The 22,345-nt window shown below is 50.0% G+C and carries 29 protein-coding genes; 4 read left to right on the top strand and 25 right to left on the bottom strand.

Annotated features, from left to right (window positions below; all coding sequences use genetic code 11):
* Positions 1–303 precede the first annotated feature (303 nt).
* Positions 304–720, top strand: a complete 417-nt coding sequence (locus tag EZMO1_RS12405; RefSeq protein WP_034873956.1) for a hypothetical protein — start codon at positions 304–306, stop codon at positions 718–720.
* A 193-nt stretch (positions 721–913) separates the two neighbouring features.
* Here EZMO1_RS12405 and EZMO1_RS12410 read toward each other — a convergent pair whose 3' ends face one another.
* Genes EZMO1_RS12410 through EZMO1_RS12515 form a run of 24 tightly spaced genes read right to left on the bottom strand, consistent with a single transcriptional unit; the run spans position 914 to position 18,531 of the window.
* The gene (locus EZMO1_RS12410; protein ID WP_051789344.1) at positions 914–1,735 is read right to left on the bottom strand and encodes a DNA adenine methylase; all 822 of its coding nucleotides are present in this window, start codon (positions 1,733–1,735) and stop codon (positions 914–916) included.
* Between the two features lie 10 nt (positions 1,736–1,745).
* Complete coding sequence (locus tag EZMO1_RS26800; protein ID WP_187300018.1) at positions 1,746–1,910, bottom strand: hypothetical protein; 165 nt, start codon at positions 1,908–1,910, stop codon at positions 1,746–1,748.
* A gap of 50 nt (positions 1,911–1,960) precedes the next feature.
* A complete protein-coding gene (locus EZMO1_RS12415; RefSeq protein WP_061509490.1) occupies positions 1,961–2,461 on the bottom strand; it encodes a hypothetical protein in 501 nt (166 codons plus the stop codon).
* Positions 2,437–3,135 carry a hypothetical protein gene (locus tag EZMO1_RS12420; protein WP_034873006.1) on the bottom strand — a complete coding sequence of 233 codons (699 nt, stop codon included), beginning with the start codon at positions 3,133–3,135 and terminating at the stop codon, positions 2,437–2,439. Before EZMO1_RS12420 ends, EZMO1_RS12415 begins: the two co-directional genes overlap by 25 nt.
* Before the next feature lie 15 nt (positions 3,136–3,150).
* Positions 3,151–3,675, bottom strand: coding sequence for a baseplate complex protein (locus tag EZMO1_RS12425; RefSeq protein ID WP_034873005.1), 525 nt, complete (start codon positions 3,673–3,675; stop codon positions 3,151–3,153).
* The gene (locus EZMO1_RS12430; protein ID WP_034873004.1) at positions 3,672–4,220 is read right to left on the bottom strand and encodes a tail fiber domain-containing protein; all 549 of its coding nucleotides are present in this window, start codon (positions 4,218–4,220) and stop codon (positions 3,672–3,674) included. Before EZMO1_RS12430 ends, EZMO1_RS12425 begins: the two co-directional genes overlap by 4 nt.
* Positions 4,220–7,135, bottom strand: a complete 2,916-nt coding sequence (locus tag EZMO1_RS12435) for a phage tail-collar fiber domain-containing protein (RefSeq protein WP_061509492.1) — start codon at positions 7,133–7,135, stop codon at positions 4,220–4,222. Before EZMO1_RS12435 ends, EZMO1_RS12430 begins: the two co-directional genes overlap by 1 nt.
* Positions 7,136–7,169: 34 nt before the next feature.
* Complete coding sequence (locus EZMO1_RS12440; RefSeq protein WP_061509493.1) at positions 7,170–7,772, bottom strand: phage tail protein; 603 nt, start codon at positions 7,770–7,772, stop codon at positions 7,170–7,172.
* Between the two features lie 2 nt (positions 7,773–7,774).
* Positions 7,775–8,956, bottom strand: a complete 1,182-nt coding sequence (locus EZMO1_RS12445; RefSeq protein WP_061509496.1) for a baseplate J/gp47 family protein — start codon at positions 8,954–8,956, stop codon at positions 7,775–7,777.
* Complete coding sequence (locus EZMO1_RS12450) at positions 8,943–9,290, bottom strand: DUF2590 family protein (protein ID WP_034873002.1); 348 nt, start codon at positions 9,288–9,290, stop codon at positions 8,943–8,945. The genes EZMO1_RS12445 and EZMO1_RS12450 overlap by 14 nt, the downstream gene beginning before the upstream one ends.
* Complete coding sequence (locus EZMO1_RS12455; protein ID WP_051789336.1) at positions 9,290–11,014, bottom strand: phage tail tape measure protein; 1,725 nt, start codon at positions 11,012–11,014, stop codon at positions 9,290–9,292. Before EZMO1_RS12455 ends, EZMO1_RS12450 begins: the two co-directional genes overlap by 1 nt.
* A 3-nt stretch (positions 11,015–11,017) precedes the next feature.
* Complete coding sequence (locus EZMO1_RS27800; protein ID WP_269077844.1) at positions 11,018–11,152, bottom strand: DUF6890 family protein; 135 nt, start codon at positions 11,150–11,152, stop codon at positions 11,018–11,020.
* Positions 11,153–11,193: 41 nt separating this feature from the next.
* Positions 11,194–11,463: a putative phage tail assembly chaperone gene (locus tag EZMO1_RS12460; RefSeq protein WP_034873000.1), complete on the bottom strand. Its 270-nt coding sequence runs from the start codon at positions 11,461–11,463 to the stop codon at positions 11,194–11,196.
* Positions 11,464–11,466: 3 nt separating this feature from the next.
* Positions 11,467–11,697 (bottom strand): hypothetical protein, encoded by a 231-nt coding sequence (locus EZMO1_RS12465; protein ID WP_034872999.1) that lies wholly within the window; start codon positions 11,695–11,697, stop codon positions 11,467–11,469.
* A 10-nt stretch (positions 11,698–11,707) separates the two neighbouring features.
* Positions 11,708–11,920: a hypothetical protein gene (locus tag EZMO1_RS12470; protein WP_034872998.1), complete on the bottom strand. Its 213-nt coding sequence runs from the start codon at positions 11,918–11,920 to the stop codon at positions 11,708–11,710.
* A complete protein-coding gene (locus EZMO1_RS12475; protein WP_051789335.1) occupies positions 11,917–12,372 on the bottom strand; it encodes a hypothetical protein in 456 nt (151 codons plus the stop codon). Before EZMO1_RS12475 ends, EZMO1_RS12470 begins: the two co-directional genes overlap by 4 nt.
* The gene (locus EZMO1_RS12480; RefSeq protein WP_034872997.1) at positions 12,372–12,824 is read right to left on the bottom strand and encodes a phage protein; all 453 of its coding nucleotides are present in this window, start codon (positions 12,822–12,824) and stop codon (positions 12,372–12,374) included. Before EZMO1_RS12480 ends, EZMO1_RS12475 begins: the two co-directional genes overlap by 1 nt.
* 10 nt (positions 12,825–12,834) lie before the next feature.
* Positions 12,835–13,938 (bottom strand): DUF2586 domain-containing protein, encoded by a 1,104-nt coding sequence (locus EZMO1_RS12485; RefSeq protein WP_034872996.1) that lies wholly within the window; start codon positions 13,936–13,938, stop codon positions 12,835–12,837.
* A 30-nt stretch (positions 13,939–13,968) separates the two neighbouring features.
* Complete coding sequence (locus EZMO1_RS12490; RefSeq protein WP_051789333.1) at positions 13,969–14,670, bottom strand: hypothetical protein; 702 nt, start codon at positions 14,668–14,670, stop codon at positions 13,969–13,971.
* Positions 14,654–15,118, bottom strand: a complete 465-nt coding sequence (locus EZMO1_RS12495; protein ID WP_034872995.1) for a phage tail protein — start codon at positions 15,116–15,118, stop codon at positions 14,654–14,656. The genes EZMO1_RS12490 and EZMO1_RS12495 overlap by 17 nt, the downstream gene beginning before the upstream one ends.
* Entirely contained in the window at positions 15,115–15,576 is a 462-nt protein-coding gene (locus tag EZMO1_RS12500; RefSeq protein ID WP_034872994.1) for a head completion/stabilization protein, read from the bottom strand. Before EZMO1_RS12500 ends, EZMO1_RS12495 begins: the two co-directional genes overlap by 4 nt.
* Entirely contained in the window at positions 15,573–16,433 is an 861-nt protein-coding gene (gene gpM, locus EZMO1_RS12505; RefSeq protein ID WP_051789331.1) for a phage terminase small subunit, read from the bottom strand. Before gpM ends, EZMO1_RS12500 begins: the two co-directional genes overlap by 4 nt.
* A gap of 17 nt (positions 16,434–16,450) precedes the next feature.
* Complete coding sequence (locus EZMO1_RS12510) at positions 16,451–17,482, bottom strand: phage major capsid protein, P2 family (RefSeq protein WP_034872993.1); 1,032 nt, start codon at positions 17,480–17,482, stop codon at positions 16,451–16,453.
* A 50-nt stretch (positions 17,483–17,532) separates the two neighbouring features.
* Positions 17,533–18,531, bottom strand: a complete 999-nt coding sequence (locus EZMO1_RS12515; protein WP_051789329.1) for a GPO family capsid scaffolding protein — start codon at positions 18,529–18,531, stop codon at positions 17,533–17,535.
* Between the two features lie 139 nt (positions 18,532–18,670).
* On the opposite strand from EZMO1_RS12515, the gene EZMO1_RS12520 reads away from it, so the two are divergent.
* The 3 genes from EZMO1_RS12520 to EZMO1_RS25540 are packed head-to-tail and all read left to right on the top strand — an operon-like array spanning position 18,671 to position 21,867.
* On the top strand, positions 18,671–20,473 hold the full coding sequence (locus EZMO1_RS12520; RefSeq protein ID WP_034872992.1) for a terminase large subunit domain-containing protein: 1,803 nt from the start codon (positions 18,671–18,673) through the stop codon (positions 20,471–20,473).
* A gap of 2 nt (positions 20,474–20,475) precedes the next feature.
* Entirely contained in the window at positions 20,476–21,534 is a 1,059-nt protein-coding gene (locus EZMO1_RS12525; protein ID WP_082211609.1) for a phage portal protein, read from the top strand.
* A 51-nt stretch (positions 21,535–21,585) separates the two neighbouring features.
* Positions 21,586–21,867, top strand: a complete 282-nt coding sequence (locus EZMO1_RS25540) for an ogr/Delta-like zinc finger family protein (protein ID WP_082211607.1) — start codon at positions 21,586–21,588, stop codon at positions 21,865–21,867.
* A 40-nt stretch (positions 21,868–21,907) separates the two neighbouring features.
* Here EZMO1_RS25540 and EZMO1_RS12530 read toward each other — a convergent pair whose 3' ends face one another.
* Complete coding sequence (locus EZMO1_RS12530) at positions 21,908–22,249, bottom strand: hypothetical protein (protein ID WP_034872991.1); 342 nt, start codon at positions 22,247–22,249, stop codon at positions 21,908–21,910.
* Between the last annotated feature and the right edge of the window lie 96 nt (positions 22,250–22,345).

Below are 22,345 nucleotides of genomic sequence, written 5' to 3' on the forward strand. Positions count from 1 at the left end.
GGCTTCACGCCTACCATTGCACCCACCCGCAGCGTGCACAAAAACAGACCAAAAACACCGCAGGCGTGGGGTGGAGGAGTGCGTTTTCTTGGTCGCTGGCTTTTTGTTCAGGCGTTAAATTCTCTCCGGGTTCTCTGGTGGCAGTCCGGCACGCGGTGCGGGATTGGTTCATGGTTTGCTGGTATGATTCAGGGTCTTATATGACGTTCGTCATATATTTTATTCTATCGTCAGTGTGCAGCGGGTTTTCCTTCTCGTTATGATAGGAACGTCGTGTCTGTTTTGTTGTCCTGGGGGCTTTGTATGTTTGCTTATTTGTTAATGGGCGTTGGTGCCATTCTTGCGCTGGGTACTGTGTTGATTATCGTCAACCCTGAAAAGTTCGGGCAGCCTGATATGGGGCGTAAGCGTGCGGTTAAGTTTTTAGTAGGTGCCTTGGTTATGGTTGGGATCGGTTACAACCTGAATCTGGATAAAGTAGAAGGTCCAGCACTTTCTGCGGTACTGGAAACTATCCCGCAGGGTGATGCCCATAGTTGGCAAACAGGGCAGATTAATAATGGTGTGGCTGTTGTGGTGAATAACCATGCAGGCTATTGGGTTAAGAATGATGAAGTCTATGCCGTCAATGGTATAGCCAAAGGCTTGTCCAGCTTGTCAGATGTTGATTATGCACCTGCGGGTATTGAGTGGGGCGATATACAAAAAGCAGTTCAGTAATAAAAAAGCCGGGATCTCACCCGGCTTTTTTATTAATCCAGCTCAACCACTCCCGCATGTAACAGCAACAACCGCCAGGCTGAATAAGGAATCGGTCTTTATGCACCCATCGTTTTTACTTCCGGTTAGTGCCGGGCGGTGTGCCCTTGCGTTGATTGATATATCAGGGCATATTGCCCTAATATACAAGTACTTAAAACGAGAAACCTTCCTGCGAAACCTGCCCGTCCAGATGTTCGTCCTGTTCCCAGTTTCCATAAACCAGCTCGACACAATCGCTGGCATTTTGCGCTCCGCCTACCGTGTATTTGTAATCGATCTCACGAATAAACAGGCCATCAAATACCCGGCGTATGTCGGGGTGGTCGTTGATGCTGATAATCATCCGGCCTTGAATGGTTTTAGCCAGTTCTGCCATGCGTTCGTAATTCTCAAATGGGAAACCAACGCCATAGCCTTCGGTCTGCCAGTACGGCGGATCGCAATAGAAAAGAGTGCCGGGCCTGTCGTATTTCTCGATGGTCTTTGCCCAGTCCAGATTTTCAATGGTCGCATTCGCCAGGCGAAAATGCGCGTCGGCGAGATCCTGCTCCAATGTGAAAATATTAAAACGTGGTCGGCTTGTAGCACTGGTGCCAAAGCTCTGCCCTTCCACTTTTCCACCAAAGGCTAATTTTTGCAGATATAAAAAGCGGGAGGCTCGCTGAATATCGGTTAATGTTTCCGGCTTTGTTTTTAACAACCATTCATAATTCTGGCGGCTGGTCAGAGTCCATTTAAATTGTTTATACAATTCTTCCAGATGATGTTTTACCACCCGGTATAAATTCACCAGGTCACCATTTACATCATTTAAAACTTCGACCTTTGATTCTTCTTTCAGAAAGAACAACGCGGCAGCGCCACAAAATGGCTCGACATAGCAGGTGTGATTAGGAAACAGCGGCAGGATATGCGGGGCTAATTTACGCTTGCCGCCAATCCATGGAATTAGCGGCTTGAAGTTACGGGACATGAAAAAACAACTACTCCGTGATGGGATCCAGTCTGCTGGATTTAATAGAGCCAATCTGGTTGGCGGCTCCGCTAATTATGCCGGATTGATCCGGCTTAGGCGTACTACCACCGTTATGGGTATGGTTGGCTATAGTGGTCAGGGCGGTTTCCATTACGGTTAAAGCATCAGACAAAATCCGCAGCACATTCTCGCTGTCACTGCCCAGCCAGGTCTTGGGGCTTTTTAACAGCTGCTTGACCTTGGCCTGGCATTCCGGATTTTTCCGGCGCTGTCCTTGATATTTTCCGGCGTTGCCCGATGCCAGTTGTCGTCTGAATCATAGCCCTGGTAGATTGCTGCCGATTTTTGCCAGCGGGCTTCGTCCTTGTCTACCGTTGGCAGTTTCAGGCCGATGGGCAGGGTGGAGCGCACATAGGGCTGGTCGGGTCTGCCAAAGGCAAAAGTGTATTCAACAATAGAGCCGGGATCGGGCAGGTTGTAAAAGCCGCGATGGTTGCCAGCGTAGGGGATGGCCACCGGAACGTCGGGCAACAGTTCGCCCTGTTCTTCACCATGCTGGTTTAATGGCTGGATATCCACGGCAAAACGGGGGCGATCCATTGTGCAGTCGCCACCGTCTTTCGGTGCATCCGTAATCTTGATTACCCGGGCCAGCATGGGCAGGTGGTAGCCGTAGTTCAGCTCTGGCCAGAGTCGCATCACAATTCTTTTAATGGCGTCCATGTAATCACCATGCTGTCGTTGCTGCAGGTCAGGCAGTTGATAATGCCGCGATTGAATTGCACACCCGGGCGCAGGCTGGGTGCCATCATCATGCGGGCGCTGTTGAAGGCCAGGTGTTCGGTGAAAAACTTGTCGGGGATCTGCACTGGTCTTGATGCCCAGCGGCTACCACTCCAGCTGCCCACATAGATCGAACCATCGCCCTGTTGCTGCCAGATATATTGGGGGATATTGAACACCTGCCCGATAGCGTCCATGGCCATATACCCACCTCCGATATGATGGAAATGGCTGGCCTGTTTCCGGGTATAGCTGGCGCTGGAAGTCACAAAAACCAGTTCGGTCTGCTGGCTGATTTTTGCCAGAACATCCTTCAGGGAAACATGGCGCAGCCCCATAGGCAGCGGGCGATTCAGGGCGGCAGACAACTCCCGGCAAAACAGCAGCTGCTGTTTAGCGTTGACAGTGGTGGGCGGCTTGTCGATATAGCCAACAAACAGCCGGTACAGCTCCATACCCGACCAACCCACCGAAAACTGCACGACTCCCGTCAATGGTTTATCAGATTGCACTAAAAAACGGGCGCGTCCCGGGCTGGACAGTTCCAGCCGGGTCTCATCGCTGATCAGTCCAACCTCTTCACCATTAACCAGTAACTGCTTGATGATTTTCATGGCAATCCTTTGGCGTTATGCCAGTGCGTCGTCCAGTCGTTGCAATATCCGAATAGCCAGAGACTGCTGTTCTTCCTGGTTAGTGGGTGGAGGTACATCGCCCACGGTTTCACCATCGGCACTCTGGTCACTGGCGGTTTTCTGGGGCTGTCGTTGCTCGGTCTTTTCCGGGATAGACAGGTATTCTGCAAGGGTAAAATTCACCTGCCAGGCTTTCAGGTTATCAGCCTGGCTTACGGTGAAATTATCCATAAACGTCACCTGCCGCACCTTCATGGCGGCGGCGGTTTCGTTGACGATATCGTACACCTGCAAATTGCCCGCACTGTCCAGGGCAGTGGCCAGCTCCCGCAGGCGGGTCAGATCGGCGCTGTTGTCGAAAGGAATCTGCAGACTGACGGATAGTGTGCAGGGTTTAATGCCTTCCTCCGAACGGGTGGAGCTGCTGGTCTGGCCAGACAGCTCCTTGGTTTCTATTCGGAAATTGGCTCTGACAGTTAAGTTAAATCCTGACAGGTTATTATTGTTTAACAAAATCATAGTGATGCCAAAATAAACATGCAAAGTTCATCATAGCGAATAGAATAACGATCTCCGGCCTCTGCAATTATATGGCCCTCGTCATCAACGTCTTCATCCCATTCATCAAAGCAAAGAATCCCGTACTCAAACGCATCAAGCCCCGCATCTGAAAATGTTTTTTCAACTTCCTGAGCAATCACACCAATATGAGTTCTAGCCTTATTGCCTTTAATTTTTACTGCATGCTTGAAACGGTAAGCTTTAATTATTCCTTTGATTTTTTGAGCCACATCTTTTTCAATTACAGAAATGTCTCGTAAATCCTGCTTGTTTCTTTCATCTGATGTTTGAATTATACCGCTGACAGTGTATACGTTATTCCAACGTGAACCGCTATTGCCTAAGTTAAAACGTGTGTCAGTAGGTGCTACATCCCTAGTCCTAAAAGCAACTCTGTCTCCACTAGCATCATGAAAACGGATAGTGAAGTCCGCAACAGGGTCATAGCAGTTAACAAACAGCACAGTACGGGCACTATTGGATGCCAAGAATGGAAAAGCCATTAAACAACCCTCTTTATAGATACGAATAAATTCAAATTGGAACTATGCTTGTTTATCATTATCAGGTTCGGTCCCTTCTGATATATATTCACAAATCCGTCTTTAGGCTCTGATAGCTCATTGCTTTTCAATGGATAAACTCTATTGGTGTTAGCAAAGCCAAGAGGTGACTGATCACCTGAGTTCCCTGAAACCTCATACAAAACAACTGATGTTGCAATAATTCCGTTATTCTCTCCTACTATATCGACAATAGAGCATGTAGCAGCGCCATTGTTAAATGGTATCTCTATTGTGTTATTGCTGCTTATGTTCACAAAATATTGGTTTTCACCCGTTATGATGTAATCATTTACAACTTTGAATGTTCGATTAGGTGTAGCAAACCCATACCATCCGGTATTAACTGTGTCATCTGCCGCAGACGTATAATGAACTATATTCCCTGATAGTCTGCATTTAGAAAGTCTGACACTTGTAGTTGTACCAAATATTCCAACCTTTTGGCTTTTGGCTTTGTTGAAATGCACAGTGTTTCTTGTGACGTGTAGATTTTCTAGCACTGTGTCATCAGTTACTGTTATAAGTCCTATAAAAGCACCTTCTAATTCATAAGCGATATTTTCGCTAATAATTAGAGGCTCTTCTGCATTATAAATCCCACCTCGCAACTCTACGAAATGTTCTCCTTTTGTAATAGGTTTAAAAATATTTCCTTTGAAAATTCCTCCACGTATTTGCTGTAAATAGAAGGAATATTCCATCGAGCCTGTATACTCATTTTTCAAAACGGAGGGCATATAATCTCGATAACTACCTCCTGTGTGGCAGTCATTTACATAATTATTAGAATATATAAGGTGGTATGCATTACCATGCCCGCCAAACCCATAAGATACCTGATCTCCATGGGGGTGTATGCCTTCGCCAGTGTAAGATACCCCTCCACCTGTGATTCTGTTATCTCGTACTACAGAATATACAGAAAGAGCTGCTGCACCGGCTGTCGTAAACCCACACCTGCAAAATGAAATATCATTGTTCAGGTATTGACACCTGTAGCTGGACACATCCAGCAGTCCATAACCAGTACCTCCATACCCACTGTGAAGTCGATTGGCTCCTTTGCTTTTACAGTTACGAATAACTGATTTATATGAGTACATATATTTAAAGTTGGTTTCTGAAAAATTTTCAAAAGACCAATCTTCAACTGTGCTATCAGCGTTTTCTTGAAGCTGCAAACCTAAAAAACCGTCGTCTCCTGCATTTGCTGTTAAATGCTTATCTCTTGTTAATGTCACTCCCCCGGATAGAGACACAGTTAATGGCCTGCTGATTCTAACTTGGGTTAACTTATCTAACCGAAAAACATCCCCAACTTCTGGAGGTGTCAGCCATGTCGATTCACAAGTAACGATATTGGTTGATGGGTCATAATCTGTAATATTCCTGACTTCTCCTGAGTTGTTTCCGCTAATCCCTGTTATTGGATACATTGATCCTCGGCGGTCAGTTAATCCAGATACTTTGAATTGCGATGCGCTTATTTTCTCTGTAACGGTAATGTTGAATGACTCTTCCGAAGGAAGCCATACAGGAGGAGCATCTTCGAGTGTAACTTTATTGCCTGAAATGGATGAAACCCTGCCCACAAACCCCATTTTCCAGAAACCACGATGATCGGTATCAATTAACTGATTTGAGCTAAAGATCGCTAAATCTCCGGGCTGTACATCGGTTGTGTCTTCCATGGTTACAGATGTGTCGTGTCTGTTAACTCCGTTTTTGACTAGGCTAAAGTCTTTGATTGAGCTTCCAGAAAGACGAATAGCTGCTTTATTAGAATCAGGCTCACTTAATGTGCTATGCAGTATGGTATTTGAATCTCCTTTTATGGTCAGTTCTCCCGACATATTTAGAGATATTCTAGAGAATTCGTATACGCCTCTGGGAATACGAACCGTATACTTGTTACGTATTGCGAACTCAAAACACGCTTGCAACGCTGCTGTATTATCGGTAATGCCATTACCTATGGCACCAAAATCACGTACATCTATCTCACCTAAAACTCTTTCAGTAAATAAACCATTTGTCCGCAACACCATGCGATCATCTGAAACAACTGAATTCGATGAGATGCTCGAAATTTTTTCTAAATAATGCTGCACTCCAGAATCATCAATATAATCCACCTGTTCCTGATCCGAAACCATCACATTAACCACCGGCTGAATGTCAGACATGGCATTTCCCTGCTGGGAAACATCCAACCAGATAGAAGTCGGCGTATCAGAAACCAAAACAGACTTACCAGGATAATCAAAACGAATCCCAGCCACATAGCCTTCACCCGGCAGCAGCTCATAATACCCACCGGAGCCTTTAACTACTTTACATGCATCCCCATAAAACAGCTGTCGCCCAATTACATCCTGCGTCATCTGCCGGGATCGCCCGTCAGTACCATCCATACGCTGGGAAAAATCCACCATCCAAGATTCAGCAGGGATATGAATATCCCCTGTTTCCTGCGCTCCGGAATACTCCAGCAATAAGTTGCGGGTCAAGGCCATGGACGGGTCTTTGCCCTGGGTAGGCATGTAATTAATAGCGACCACGGTGTCGTCTGCGGAGCAGTACAGCCCCAGCCAGTTAAACTCGAAAGGATCACCACCAGTACCCATGTGCAGGGCATAAACAACAAGGTTCGGGTTAATGTAACCATGCTGGGAGACAGGTTCGTCCAGGACAATATGCTCCGCAGGCGGCAGCTGCTCGTTGCGGTCTACCGGCTTGCCCGGATCCAGACCGGGGATATTAGCCAGGATAACCCGGTCTATATTCATTACCTCGCCATTGGCCTGCTTGGTGGCGATCAGGCTTTCCCCTTTATATGTAATTGCTGCCATGTTTCTCTCCCTAATCGTTCTACTGGCTTCGGCTTCAGTTCTTTATCAAGCTGGCGACGACGGTTGCCGTGTTCAGCGCCACTTCGTGCGCCTGAGATCTAATGCCGGGGTTCGGCATGGAGGCCACAGCAGTGCTGGCGGTGTGGGAAAATTCGCCACAGCGCATATACGCCAGTACCGGGGTCTCCAGAATAAAGTTGTACCGGCGGCAGGTGCGGCCATACATGCGGATAATCTCCCGCAGCAGGTCGGGGTTGTCTGCCAGCTGGTTGTCGTCTAAATAAATATTGATGATGTCCCAGTCCCAGCCTTCCTGCCGCTCCTGGGTGGTGATGTGCCCGATTCCGAGCCGTTCACAAATACGGATAAAGCCAGCGGTGCTGCCTGCATCTTTGGCGTTGATGTAAGCGAAGCTCACCCGCTTGCGGTACAGCCCCATGGGTTCACCGGCATAACGGGTAATGTCCCGTTGCCAGGCGATCAGCTCCAGAATGCCGGGGGAACAGGTCAGCGGATCCAGCTGCTGCAATGGCCAGGCTGTCCAGCTGGCCACACGCTCGAACCAGGTTTGTGCGCTGTTCTTCAGCTTTGTCAGTTCTTCACCGGACAGCCAATGTGGCAACTGGAGCTTGATCATGATCAGTACTCCAGCTTCACAGTCAGTTCGCCTAGTGTCGCCAGCTCAATGGCGGTGACAATATCGCGGTTTTCAAAGTCCAGGCTTTCAATCTCCGGAAAGGTGCGGTGCAGCTCCTGGGTCAGTTTGGAGAATGAAAAGCGGCTTTGTGGCCATGTCTGGGTCGGGCTGTATTCGTTGTTCTGGCGAAAGGCGGCGCGGATGTAATTTGCTACACCTTCCTGCAGGCCGGTGCGCTCCTGCGCGTTTAGATTGGCAACAGGCCAGACGGTGACAACCACATCGGTTTCCACATCGGGCATCGGGTAGCAGATCATGCTGTCGCCGTGACCGTGATAGCCGTTGTCGTCTACGTGCTGGTTGATATCGTCGATAAAGTCCTGGGGCGGTATGCCTGATTCGATCATGATGTAACAGTTGGCAGTGCCGGGGCCGCGTGGGGCTTCGTGCTCAAAATAGAGATAGTCGGTGCGGATCCCGGCAAATTCGCTGATGATTTGTTTATAGGCTGCGTCGTGGTGGAACAGCCCCACGGCAGTAAACTGGTTGCGGCAGCGCAGGCGCAGTTCGTCGTCGCTCTCTTTATCTGCGCCTGGTGTGGTTAGCCATTCCTGCCCGTTGTTGACTTCGGTCACTCCGGCAATGTCTTCTGGCAGAACGGAGTAATAGCCCGGTGCCAGATTGTAGTTTTCGCCTGCTTCCCTGGCTTCGGCATTTACATCAACGGTCAGCTCGCCTTCGGGGAACTGGGTATCGGTCAGGGTGATCAGTTCGTACACCTGCCCGTTGATCGGCGTGGACTGCACGACAGTTCCCGCAGGGATGGAGACTGCGGTGCCGGTGCTTTCCCGGGTAAAGGTCAGCATGCCGATGGCTTTGGTGGCATCCTTGCGGATCAGGTTCAGTGCCCAGGCGAGGATGTCCAGAAACATGCCTGTGGCTGTTTTGATAAAGCTGTTGGGCAGTAGCTGGTTAATCAGGAATTGCACCGTCCACAGTGCGGGCTTGGTGACAATTTCAGAGATTAAGCGCCAGAAGGGTGACCAGCGGGAGTCGTTGCTGATCTGGCTGCCGTTGTCTTCGTTGATCTGATCCCATTCGGCACGCATCTCTTCTTCGGTGGTTGGGATGCCTGCGGCCTGGACGATTTGTTCGAAGTCTTCCTGGTGGTTATTGATAGGCATTAATTTCCTCCAGGGTAAACGGCCAGAGTATTGGCCCCATGGTTGTGTTTGCGGTCAGGTTGATCACTTCGGTGCGGGGGCGCTCGATCTTCACGGTGCCAGGAACAATCCGCACGTCTTCTTCCACCATCAGCTCCAGCCGGTTCATATTGTTCAGCCAGTTCTCACGGCTGCGATCTGCGACCAGTTCAATCAAGATTCCGGTTTCCAGAATCATGTGCTTAATGTCCTGGGCGATGCTGGCGCGGTCATCGGTGTAGGCAGGCATACCCGCAACATCCAGTGCGATGTCGCGGTCTTTAATTAAAATGTCGATCCACTGTTGTTCTGACATTACCCACCCCACTGCCACATCATTTCTTCGATGTTGTGGCTGTTGATCTGCTGGCTGGTTGTTACGTTGACGGTATTGCCACCGCGATTGCTGTTGTTGGTGACAGCGTTGTTGATGGTCTTGGAAATACCGCCAGCAGGTACTGTGGAAGTTTTCGGAGTGTCCAGGCTGGCTACTGTTGGTGCGCTGGCTCCATCTTCGCCGCCGATATTTATACCGGGGATTCGGTTCAGCATGCGGATCACCCAGCCTGCGGCATCGCCCAGAAGTCCGAAAACGCTGATATCTCCCAGAGATGCTTTAAATTTGTCCCAATCAATCACAGCGGCTGCTATGCCAGCAGACAGAGCTGCAACAAGTCCGACAAATAGCCCGATGGGGTTGGCAAACATCACAAGGTTTACCGCCAGCATCACTGCCCGGAAGGCAACCAGGGCACCTTTCATCAAATTAATGGCTCCCATGGCAATGGCAGTGGCAGTGCCATAACCCATCATTGCAATCTTGGCGATACCACTGGCCAGAGTCATGGCACCCAGCGCGGCGGTCATAGCGGTAATGGACAACACGCCATAACCAATCCAGCGGGTGATATTGGGGAATGTGCGCGTCCACTGGGTAAGTACACTGGCACCGTCGGCCATCTTGCTAACCAGCGGATTAATAACGGGTAACAAGGCAGAGCCAAAACCAATCCGCACCGCATTAATACCGGCGCTTAATTGCTCCCAGGGATCCACCATTGCGTCGGCCATCAACATGGCCTGCTCCATTCCCTTGGTTTTGCCCAGCTGGTCGATGCTGCTGCCCAGTGCGTTGGTCTGGTTCATTAACAGAGTGACCATCGCAACGGCTTCAGAGCTGCCGAATGCTTTGGCCAGCTCGTCAGTGTCAGCCACTGTCAGGCTATCGCCATAGCGGTTTTGCAGCTGGGTCATAATGTCCATTACACCCAGCAGCTTGCCTTCGGAATCGGTAAACGACATACCCAGTGCATCCTGAGCCTTGCCCACACCAGCCAGAAACGCCTTGTATTTAGTGGCGGCTTCAGAGCCGGACATGGTGGCCTGCATGGTGCCCAGAATCGCCATCTGTTCCGACATTTCGATGCCCATTGCAGTAGCCGACTTACCCAACGCACCAAAGGCGCTGGACATTTCGTTACCGTTGGTTTTGAACATCTGCACGGCGCTGGCGGTCATGCCTGCCACCTGTTCTACCCATTCGGCTTTGCCCATCTTGTTGGCGGTATCGGAGAAAATTCCGTACATGGTGCCCATGTAGTTGGTCACGGTAGCGGTGTCGGCTTTGGTGGCAGCAGCCAACACGCCAGAGGCTTCGGTAAAGGCCGACAGCTCACGGCCAGACAGCCCAGCAATAGCGGACTGGATATCATAAGCACTGCTGACAAATTCGGCGGCGCTCTTGCCATAACTGGTGCTGAAATTCAGGGCGGTATCGGCCAGTTGATCCAGGGCATTCTGCTGGACTCCCAGACTGGCCACTTCACCCATGGCGCGGTCTAACTCAATGGCAGGCATTAACATCTGCTGCATGGCAACACCGGCACCGGCCATACTCAGGGCACCGGCACCAATATCACCAAAGGCGCTTTTTGCGCTCTGGGATACGGAATCCAGTGTTTTCTGAATCTTGCCAGCTGGCTCGGTTACCTGATCCAGCAGGCTGATGCTAAACATCAGTTTTTCCAGCTTGGTTGCCATTGATTACGCCTTGAGTGCTTTACCGATTCCATTGCCGATGGCGGTAGCCATCTTTTCCCAGTGATCTTTTTCCAGATAGAGTGCTTCGCCCATACTCCGCGAATCCGGCACCCGATCTGGAAACCATTTGCGCGACAACAGGCAAATACGCTCCAGATCGTTGCCTTCGATTTGCTTTGCTAGGCGCTCGGCTTTCCCAGGTCGATTTGGATATCCGGCAGAAAGTCATCAATGACCTTGCTGGCCAATTGCATTTCTACACCTGGCAAGGCCAGCAGCTCTGTTACATGCTTTTTACTGGCTTCATCAACGGTACGTACCAGAAAGTTCTTGGCTGGCCCGATCTTGTTATCAGGCATCAATTCGTTGACGTACTTGTTGTAATCTTCAGTGGTGACATTGAACGTAAGTTCATTTCCGTTCACGGTTACATTGATTTTCTTTTCCATCTCTCACCCCTTAATGGTCTTGATAAAGCTGGCCAGCTGTTTCTCCAGTCGGCTTTCCATGCTGGTCAGCATTTCTTTCAGGTCTTCCTTGCTGGTGTAGTTCTTGGCTACAGACAGCTCGAACTTGCTTTGCTGGCGCTCGTTGTCCAGCGTTCGCTTAAACAGATACACGTTCCAGGTCACCAGAAACCCAACAACGTACATCAGCAGCTTGAGTACAGTGTCCTGATCCATGCTTGCTTCCTTACTTGATTTTTGGCAGATCAGGGCGCTTAAGCCCGTCGATCATTGCTTCAGCCGCTTCCCGGGTGAAGTCGTTAGTGCTTTTAGCCGCGATCTTGCGCAGTCCCAGACAAACCATGCGGGAAAGGAATCGCTCGGATACCACTGAAAACATCATCTTGCCCACCATGGCTTTCATGGCTTCAAGCAGCATTTTTAGAAAGATTGTGGTCATGTGCAGTACCTCCGGTAAGCGTCGGCGTAGTCTTCCCAGATAGCTTTGCCGGAGTCTGTGTTCCAGTGTTCCTTGGCGTATCTGGCCAGCCCTTCAATGTCATCAGCACAGGGCAGTGGTTCAGGTTTTGCCATAAAGAACACCCGGGCACAGGCAATTGCTAGCTGGGCATCGAATATCAATTGATCCAGGTGCAGGGCTTCAGCCTTTGGCATCTCCCGGAATTTTTCAGGCCGCAGCTTCAAATAGCGCTGTACTTCTTTCAGCCCTACGGGCTCCATCTGCAGGAGTCCTTTAGCCGGGCCATTCTTCAACTGCTGGACATATCGAAATCCACCGGATTCATGGGCGGCAATCATGGCCAGTAACCGCACTGCCGCAGGGCTGCATGGCAGCCGGTAAAGCTGCAGTGTGGTCTGGGCAAAGAATGAAAAGTGTTGTCCTACTTTCATTAGATCAGCCCGTCCGTGTCGGCTTTGGACAGATACCGCACACCATTAATCCGCACAAAATCAGGGCTGGTAACATCAAACGGAATAGTGGTCAGGTGCTTCTCGCCGCCGTTGGTGTCGATATCCAGCAGGCTGGAAACCTTCAGCTTGCAGCCAAACGCCTGCACCTTGATTTCGTTGTTTGGGGTCTTGGCGAAAAATGTAATGTCAGAAGGTGCCAGGCTGCGGAAACTGCCAGCCTTGCCTGCGGCTTCCACAATCAGCTTCAGGTTGCTGGCATCCACCTGTAATTCACCAGAGGCTTCCACATCACCGTCCACCCAGCCATTGGGCACACCGGAATCTTTTGCAACGGCGCTGTTGTCGGTGATTTCCAGACTGGCCTGGGCAACACGCACAGAGAAGTCGCCCACAGTAATATCAAAATTCTTGCCGCTAATTCGTTGGGTCATTGTTTTCTCCTTAAACCAGATCCAGGGCAATGTTGGCGGTGATGGACTTGGCGCTGTTGTAAGGCCGCACCACCACAAACAGCTCTACCGCATCACGGGTAGGCCAGGTGATGGTGATGTCTTCGTCCTCGGGTGGTTGCACTTCACCAGGGAACACTGTGCCCAGCACTTCGGTGCTGTGGCTCATCTCAAACAGCGGGCGCATAAAATAGGTTTTGTTTGATGCTTCACTGGCAGGTGTACTGTTCAGCTTGCGGTCTGCGATTCGGGCGATAGCCAGCGGGCGGATCCGGCGCATAACCTTCTGGACTACCCGCAGGTTTTCCACGGTCTGGTAGTCACCATCTTCCACATCCAGCATATTGCCGTCAGCCCAGTACATGCCGTCGTAATCCGGGTACCACTGGGGAACACTGAAGCGGGCAGAGTCCAGCTCGCGCAAAATGCTCATATCAATTTCGCGGTCGTCCATATCCACTGGCTTCTCACCCCATTCACCAATCAATGGCCCGGTGGCCACCCGCATGGGGGAATCTGCAACAGTCACAGCACGGTTGCAGAGTCGTCCGGCCAGAGTGCCCTGGTCATGTCCCCACAGGGTGGGCACCACCATTACCTGGTTACCTGCAATGCCATCAGTCAGCTTCTTCTGTTCGGTGACGTAGGTGCTCCAGTCCTCGGAATCTGTATCAATTTTTCTTGATGCAGCAATAAAGAACAGTGGGCGCTGGTATTCGCCCATAATGTCCTGGGCTTTGGCGTGCATCGCTTCCAGATCGGTCTTGGCGCTGATGGCTTCAGTGACCACAATGGTTTCCACCGTTACCTGTGGCATACAGATATCCACTGCCTTGTCCCAGTCTTCACCGGTAGCGAGCACATAAACCACTGCGCCCCAGTTCTGCCCGGCATTCTGGCGGGCGGCAATCAGCTGGGTTTTCAGGGTGCTGTCTTCGGTGCCCAGCAGCTCGTCGAAGTCAGTGCCGTTATCGACGGTTAAAACCTTGCCCTGGTTCTTGGTACCCGCACCGATATAGAGGAAGTAACGCTCTACCTCATTTAATGGGCCTTGCATCAGGTTCAGGTTGTTGATTTGTACGCCACCAATGGCCATGTTTTGCTCCTGGTCTTAATTGCTGTTCCCTTACCGGGCTCCCTTCGCCCGCAATCCGGCCAGCGACTCTTTAGCCAGCTGGTGCAGCATCTGGTCAACGTTATCCGGGCTGGCACCTAAAAACGGGCGTGCCGGTGTGCGAATTGTCCAGCGCTGTTTTTTCTGACTATCCCGCAGAGCCTTCAATACCAACCCGGCCTGCCCGATGGTCATGGTCTTCATAATTTGCTTCTGGCTGGCTCGCTTCAGCCGGGTGCGGCCATTCTTGCCTTTCACCGGCTGGCGATAACCTTCTGCCAGCAGTGCCCTTGCCATATCGCGGGAGGCAGGGGCGTTGTAATTGGGCTGGCCATGTATCCGTTTCATCTTTGAAGCGGTCATGGTTTCCGGCACGCCATGCTGTTGTTGGTAGGCAATCCTGCCGGTCAGGGTGTTTTTCCACGTTACGTCGGCCTGCGCCTTGCCCCTGGGGAATACCGCCATTTGCTTGCCCATATTGCGCAGCATCTTGCGGCGGTTCCGGGTGTTCTTTCTCGCCTTCATGGGCGAACCGGATACGGTTTTCTGCTGGCGGATGTTCTGCCTGCCGCGATTGCGGACTTCAGTGGCCATCCGCTTCACCAGTTTTCTCTGGCGATGGGGAGGCATGGTCAGAACGTCCAGCTGCTCAAACAGTGTCAGCCGGGCTTTCTGGTCTTCCGCAAACTGGAAGGGATCAGCCGATGCCGCCATCCGTGATGCCCTCCATGTCATCCAGCTCTTCTGCTATATCGATTGGAACGGTATCCACTCGCCACTGCTGCCCGTAGGCGCTGATGGAGCCTTCCGGATCCGGTATCAGCTGGATGGGTTCGTCAAACTCCACCACCAGTTCAATGTCTGCGGTTGTGCGGTCATTCAGATCGATATTGATTTCCGGCTCTGCCAGCTCCAGGTGCTCCCGGTCAGTGTCGTGTTCTGACAGCCAGCCCATCACCTGCGCCATGATTTCAAAGGCATCACCGGGGTAACGCTCAATCTGGATAACACCGTCGTATTTAAACCGGGCCAGCTCGATGCCGTTGCCCAGATGCTTGCCGGTCAGGGTCAGTTCGCCCTTGTCAGCCAGAGCATGGAAGTTTTCCCGCTTCAGTCTGCTTTTGCCCAGCAGGTGTGCTGATAGTCCTTGCAGCAGTTTCACAGGTCATACACTCCTATGCGGCACAGCCCCAGAAAGTCGGTAATGGCATGGCGGGAAAACTCCAGAAACTTGTCTTCGGTCTCTTCGCTTTCCTTGGCTTCGTTGTTGGCGGCTTCCCGTCGGTCTGTGGTGGCAAACTGTTGCAGCAGCAGCGCCTTGGCATGGCAGAACACCGCACGGCGGTAATAGATCAGGGTCAGTTTGTCGCCGCCGATCTGGTCGCTGGGTACGGAGTCCATAGAGTCGTGCCCGGCTTCCTGTTGCTCTGCTTTCCACTTGCGCAGGGTATGGTTTACCGATGCCATGCCCAGCTGCAGGTTGTCTTCCACCATGCCCAGCTCATACTCAGCGGGCAGACGGTAATTTTTCTGGAATTCGCCAGTGTCCAGGTCTGGCCAGAAACCGTCGTTACTGACGGTGCTGTCCACTGCCTGGTCGGGAAGGCCGCTAAAACTCATTCGGCCTCTCCCTGCAGGTAGGCTTCGGAAGTTTCCATAAAGCTGCCTGCGTCAATTAGGGTGGGCTCGCCCTGGCTTTCAGGTGTTTCCAGGCTCTCAGCCTGTGCACCGCCAGCCAGGGTGCCCACGGCGGGGGGGGAGACATCACCAGAGCTAACCGCCGATTCAGCTCTGTCTAATTTCTTGCGAATCTCATTGATTCGGGTAATACACTTGGCGCGGCGTGGATCCAGCTCCATCGCCCGCACATAAAAATTCAGCGCCTGCTGGAGTTGTCCAGCTTCCATGGTCAGATCGCCAGCCTGCTTGTGGTACTTTGCCTGCACCGCAGCAGGTACCGGCCAGTGGTCGTCCATCAGGCGCTGAAACACCTGGGAGAAATAGGGTTCGATACCATCGCCTCTGGCTTTCTGCATCTTGCTCCAGTCAAGAACACAATCCGCCACAAAGGTTTGCAGGCTTCGGTTGAATCGTTCCGGCATAGGCTGCTTCTGTTCAATCGCCAGCAGTGCCCAGTCGATAGCCTGGTGAATTTGTCCGGTATCAAAAAACCAGATCACCAGCTGCACCAGTACCGGATTTTTGAAGACTTCGCCTTGTTCCCGGTATTCGGTCACATAGGGCAGATAACGGGGGATCAGTTCGTCACGCTTGATGGTGTCTCTGGGTTCACCGGTTGGGTGAGCAGACAGGCGCTTGAGGTCTGACTCCAGACTTGCCAACAATAATTGAAATTGTTGGTAATCCTTCGCAGTCACTTGCAAGGTTTCCCGTGCAGCGGCCTCGATGCGCTGTTGTTCCTTTGCAGCCTTTTTCTTTTGCTGCATGCGCTGTTTAAAATCCCAACCGTAATTCATCTGATCCCCCTTTAGCCTCAAGCCGGTGTTGCTTCTTCGTCTTTGATCACCACATTGGCTGCGTCAATGGCAGCAGCGGCATCAAAGTCTTCCAGCATGTAGGCTTCATTGGAGCTGATAAAATCCACGACCTGATCGGATGCGGACTGATCTTCAGACTTACGACGCATCCGGCCTTCCTGATAATACAGATGCAGGTTGTCCAGATCGGTCACCATCACACCGTTTGCAGGGAATCCGGGAACGACAATAGACGGATAGCCGCCATAGGATTTCTCCAGCACCATGATGTTGGATTTCTCGGTGGGCTGTTGGGCAAACTTTGCCAGTGCCTTGCCACTGTCGTGAGCAATCAGGCCGCGACCAACAATCGCCACTTCATCACCGCTTTTGCTGGCATCACCGATCATGGAGCCAACGCTGTAAACCAAATGATCCAGATTCTTAAAGTCGCCCGCTGCGCCCAGCGTGATTTGACCGGAGTCTTCCTGTGACTCGGTCATGAAGTTCTCAGGGTGATGGGTTTCCAGCAGGTGCAGCCAGCCTTTGTTTACATCCTGTAGCAGTGGGTTGGTTTCGCGGTCAGTGTTTTTTTCAGCACTGGAACCATTAAAACCAATCAGAATACGATCCAGCCCGATACGCTGGTAAACCGCATTCATATACAGTTCCATGAAATTGTCGAAACGTGCCCAGGAGTCCAGTGTTTCGTAATCAAACGCCACGTCAAAGTTGGTTTGCTCCAGACGGTATTCGATACCTTCCGGGGCTTTCATCTTGGTGGGTTTCCGTTGTTTGGTGCCATCACTGGTGTCGGTTCGGCTGGCCAGTGTGCTACTGATCCGCACTCTTGATGGCTTGCCTACCTTGTCCACTTTGGGCAGGGTAGTAATGCGATTCAGAAAATCATTAGAATCCAGTACTGCCTGATTTAGTGAAATCTCCATCGGAATGGAAACGTTAAAACGACGGGTAACGTCTGTTACTCCGTAGGCTTTAGCCATGGCCTGTTGCAGCATGGCGAATTGTTTGACTGTGCGTTCCAGCATGTTTGCCTCTCGATTGTTATGACCTTATTTCCCACCCCGGACAGAAAGAACTACACAAAGCCCTTTTCAAGTGCAGCTCCACGACCAGCCGGTGGCTTTTGTCCTGCTGGAACTTCTTGTTTCAAAGATTGAAAAGATGCAGAGAGATCCTGAATAGCAGCTAAGGTTTGCTCTGCAATTGTTTGTTCAGATGGTTTTTTAACTTCCTTTCCATCAGGTTTTTCTGAAAAACCTTTGATAGTTTCGTTTAGCTCTTTAATTGCAGCTAGTGTCTGAGTTTGGAGATTATCTTCTTGTGATTTTTCGCTTTTAGGTTTTTCCTTTGCACCTTCACTGCTTTGTTTGGGTGCGGAAAAAGCAGTCATGGCTTCAAATGCTTTGGTGTGAATGCTTTTTAGCTCTTCAAATTGCTGATTGTCCATGTACTTATTGTCCTTCTCAGGTAGATTGGATTGATTTGCCAGTTTTACAATTTGGCGGGCTGCTGGATCATTTTTAAGAAATGCGCTGAACATGCGGGAAAAAAAGCCATCCATGGCCTTACCCTCTGCACTGCTCTCTAAATCAAGGAAGAGTTCTTCCGGCTTAGAAAAACGAACGTCGTTGTCTTTGTGCTTGCTGGAAAACTTCAGAATGCTGGTGCCCAGGCTGGCAGGCTGGTCGGTCAGGGCAAGTCCGGAAAGGTAGGTTTTCCCGGTGCCTGCAAAGTTGTCCATTAATTCCATACTGAAAAATACGCGCTGATTCTGGCTGTTCATTTCCAGCAGTCGTTTATTCGGGGATAGTTTCGCTTGCAGAATGGTGCGGTCTTTCTTGTCTTTACTTACACGTACCTGATGGACATGACCAAAGCTGCCATACCACGACAGGGCATGATCGGAATTTAAAACAGCGGTGTATTCGTCGGTGTCGTAGGTTTCTGCCGCGTCTTTTAAATCCTGTTCGGAAATTTTACGACCGTCTATGGTGTCACCAGCCGTGCCGATTGTTTTCCATTCTGTTAATAGCATTGATTCATCCCGACCAACTGATTCAAATTTAAAAATCATTACTGTCAGGGTGACAATAAGCAGGATTTAAACACCTAACAACGAATTAAATGCCGATCCATTCCGTTATTAATTGAATCAGAAACAGAACGAATCAAAGTTAATTAAAAGCGGTCTTTAAATCTTTAAGCTGCACTGTATGAGTTATACCGATGAAGTGCGCAATGCTGTAAAAAGCCTGTTTTTAAAAAAGTACCGGGTGGCGGAAATAGTCCGCCAGACTGGCGTGCCTCGTCGTACCATTTATTTCTGGATAAATAAGTACAGCTGGGATGATCTGCTCTCCGATGAAGAGCCGATGCAGGCGCTTGCCCGGCGCATGGTGCTGCTGGCTGATATGGAAGATAAACAGCCGGGCGATCTGGACGAAATGGAGCGCATTGTCGGTGTTATGGAGCGCATGCAAAAGCTGTATGACCATCAAAACAAGGTAGTGAAGCCTGCGCCAGCCCTGAAGGATTCAGAGGATGAAACCGTTGTTTTATCCGAAGGTGACGAACAGAAACCGCAAAGACGCAGACGAAAAGCCAAAGGCAAACGCAGGAATAATGACTTCAGGGGTTTATCCGAAGAGGAAATACTGGAGCCGTTTCTCGCTGGCCTGTTCTCCTATCAGCATGAGTTATGGCTGAACCGAAACCAGCGCACCCGAAACATTCTTAAATCTCGCCAGATTGGTGCTACTTATTATTTTTCGGCTGAAGCCTTTGTGGATGCCCTGACCAGTGGCAGGAACAAAGTCTTTTTATCCGCATCAAAAGCGCAGTCTGATTTATTCCGTGAATACATTGTCGGGTTTGCACAGGAATGGTTCGGTGTTGAATTAAAGGGTAAGGATAAGGTCAAAATCATTTCTGATTATGGCACTTCTACTCTTTATTTTCTTTCTACTAATTCGGCAACGTCACAGGGTTATCATGGTGACGTTTATGTGGATGAGTATTTCTGGATACCGAACTTTGAAAAATTAAACAAGGTTGCGTCAGCGGTATCGACTCATAAGCATTGGCGAAAAACCTATTTTTCAACGCCTTCTGCTAAATCACATCAGGCGTATCCGTTCTGGTCGGGTGATATTCATAACGAACGCCTGCGCAGAAAGAATCAGCCAGAAGATAAATTTCCCGACCATAAAGCACTGGAAGCGGGGCTGGTGTGTCCCGATGGTCAGTGGCGCAAAGTTATCACCATTCACAATGCTGAATCAGGTGGTTGTGACCTGTTTGATGTTGAACAGTTGCGCACTGAATATGATCCGGATGCGTTCGCCCAGCTGTTTGAATGCCGGTTTATTGATGACACTGCCAGCATTTTCAAACTGTCGGAACTGGAAAAGGCACTTTGTGAGATTAGCGACTTCCGTGATTTTGATCCTGAAAGTGACCGGCCTTTTGGTAATTATCCGGTATGGATTGGTTACGACCCCAGCCGTACAAGGGATGGTGCTTGTATAGCGATTATCGCACCGCCATTAAAGCCGGGTGGTAAATTCAGAGTGCTGGAAAAAATCACTCTAAAAAATGTGGCGTGGCAATACCAGGCGGCGTGCATTCAGGATCTTTGTCAGAAGTACAATGTGGAGTATATCGGCATCGATGTCACCGGACCAGGCTCCGGTGTGTTTGATCTGGTTCAGCAGTTTTACCCGGCAGCGACTCCCATTATTTATTCCATCGACAGTAAAACCCGTCTGGTGTTGAAAGCGCAGGATGTTATCACCTCGAACCGGATTCAATGGGATGCGGTGCATTCGGATATTGCTGCAGGGTTTATGACCATTCGACGCACCACCACTGGCAGTGGCCAGATTACTTATGTCGCCGACCGATCCGAACGAACCGGACATGCCGATGCAGCCTGGGCGGTGATGCATGCCTTGATTAATGAAGGGCTCGACTATCGGCAGCAGCGTGAATCCACTTATATATTCTCGGATGATTAATCATGGCCAGAAAACGGAACAGACAAACGCAGACTAAAAAGGTTCGGCCTGAAAAGCAAAGCAACGGCAGTGAATTCAGTATTACTTTTGGAGAGCCGGAACAAGTACTTTCCGGTAATTTGCTCGACGGCCTTGGCTCTATTCTTCATCCATACAATGGTTATTATGAACCGCCTATCTCCCGATCCGGTTTGTCACGAATGCGGCATGCCAATGCCCACCATGGAAGTTGCCTGATATTCCGGCGCAATATGTTGGCTAATTTCTTTGTGGAGAATCCACTGATAGCTATTAGTGACTTTAAAGCGGCGGTGCTGGATTACCTGGTATTCGGTGAGGCGTATTTTCAGATCCATACTAACTATTTCCGTGAAGTCACCCGTATCTCGCACCTGCCTGCGTTGAATATGCGGCGCATGCCGGATACCAACGATGGGCAGGAGCAGTATTTAATGCTTGATCCTGTGGGTACCGGAAAGACGGAGTTTTATCCGGGTTCTGTGATTCGTGCCGCAGAATACGATACGGGTCAACAGATTTACGGGGTTCCGGACTGGCTGGGTGGTTTGCAGTCTGCATTGCTGAATGAAGATGCAACATTGTTCAGGCGCAGGTATTACAAAAACGGGTGCCACATTGGGTACATTCTCTATACCACTGATCCATCCATTAAGCCGGAAGTGGAAGATGAGATCCGTAAGAAAGTCTCCAGTGGAAAAGGTGTCGGTAATTTTAAATCCCTGTATATGAATATCCCGAACGGAAAAAAAGACAGTGTCCAGGTAATACCTGTGGGTGATATCAGCCAGCGTGATGAATTTGAACGGGTTAAAAATCTGTCGGCAAAGGATGTCATTGTGGCACACCGGGTGCGGGGCGAGCTGTCGGCGGTGATTCCTGAAGAAACCAATTCAGCCGACATTGAAAAGGTTAGCCGTGTGTACGTTCAGAATGAAACTAAACCACTGGCGCAGTCCTTTATGGACTTGAATAAACACTTTCGTCGGGTAACGCCATTTCAGTTTGATTTTCCGGCACTGGCTCAGGTGGCACCTGAGTAACGTTACCCAAACACCTGTAAAAGATGCAATTGATGGATAGAAGGCTGTAGAATGTCTCATGTAGGTACAACGGATTATGAAGAGCGCCCCATGCGAGTTACTTGCCCACACTGCCGGTCTAAATCACGAATAACCGACACGAACACAATCAGTGATTCAGTGCGCGAGTTGTACTGTATTTGCCAGAATGCGGACTGTGATGCCCGGTTCAAAATGAGCCTGGCACACATGAATGATATCCGGCCTCCTAAAACTGAAACAGATAATTTATTGATAGAGTTTTTCCGTCGTATGCCACTCGCTGAAAAGCAGCGACTACTGGCGCAGACCTAACAAACACTCCATACCTTTGGGGCTTTCATAGCCCCTTTTTTTATGGATCCAGTTTGTACTCGGTGTACTGGGTATGGATCAGGTTCCGGATCCGCATCAATGTTTGACTCATGCCCGCCAGAGTGCCTTTACTGAGAGTTATCTGTTCATGTGTAGCTGCCGCATCGATCAGAGTGTTCACCATCTCAAGTAAGTTCATCGCCTTTTCCTTTCGTTCTTCATCCGAAGCAGCTTCTGAGACGCAGTCATGACACGGCATCTGTATCAGAATCAGTTTTTTATTCAAAGGGTCATAGTTTAACGTTGTGCCCGGTTCTTTCATTGGCTCTTTCAGCGTGTTAATAAGCCACTTTGCTTTGTCGTCTAATTTATCGTTCGACATTGTCCTACCTGATTTTGTATCGGATTTTTTTTTGACCTGACAGTAAGTTAGCAGTTTTTTGATTAACTGCACGGTGCAGTTACCCGTAAGACTGGG

Origin of the sequence: Endozoicomonas montiporae CL-33, from assembly GCF_001583435.1 — a bacterium.
In the GTDB taxonomy this organism is placed as follows: Bacteria; Pseudomonadota; Gammaproteobacteria; order Pseudomonadales; family Endozoicomonadaceae; genus Endozoicomonas_A; species Endozoicomonas_A montiporae.